Genomic DNA, 582 nt, shown 5'->3' on the forward strand with positions numbered 1-582 from the left:
ACTGTCAACGTATCGCCAGCCACTGCACCTGTATCCGCAAGAGAGATGGTTACGTCAACCGCACCGTCGGCTTCACTATTGTTGATAAAGCCATCGCTGTTCGCATCTTCTGTGATAGTAACGCTCGGCGCATTAGCCGCCGTTATATCAACTGTGTGTGTAGAGATAACGCTACTATTAACGGGATTACCAGCTGCATCTTCTGACTGTACAACAATCTCAAACTCAGTATCCGCCGCTAAATCAGAACCTGAAACAGAAAGGTTCCAATTACCGCTAGATTTCACTTCCGTTGTATATGTAGTTCCATTAATTTCAAGAGTAATTGTGTCGCCTTCTGCTATATCTCCACCGTAAGCACGACCAAATATAGTAACGTTACCATCACTCTCAGTTGCATTAATAACATCGTCAGAGGTAATACTATTCACCTTAACGACACCTTCATTTGCCGTTTTATCGACAACTGCAGATGCTGTACCTTCTTCTGACGTATTTCCTGCCGCATCCGTAATCGTCGCTGTCACTGTGACCGTCTCGCCATCTGCAACCGCTTCAACCGTCGTATCTACAGAACCCGCT

General features: G+C 45.7%; 1 protein-coding gene. It reads right to left on the reverse strand.

Translation table 11 applies throughout. The features are described 5' to 3' along the window. A partial coding sequence (locus tag ABFY09_RS15090) for an Ig-like domain-containing protein (protein WP_347985101.1) occupies positions 1 to 582 on the reverse strand: 582 nt, incomplete at both ends.

It is taken from the genome of Marinomonas sp. 5E14-1 (genome assembly GCF_039939215.1).
Lineage (GTDB): Bacteria > Pseudomonadota > Gammaproteobacteria > Pseudomonadales > Marinomonadaceae > Marinomonas.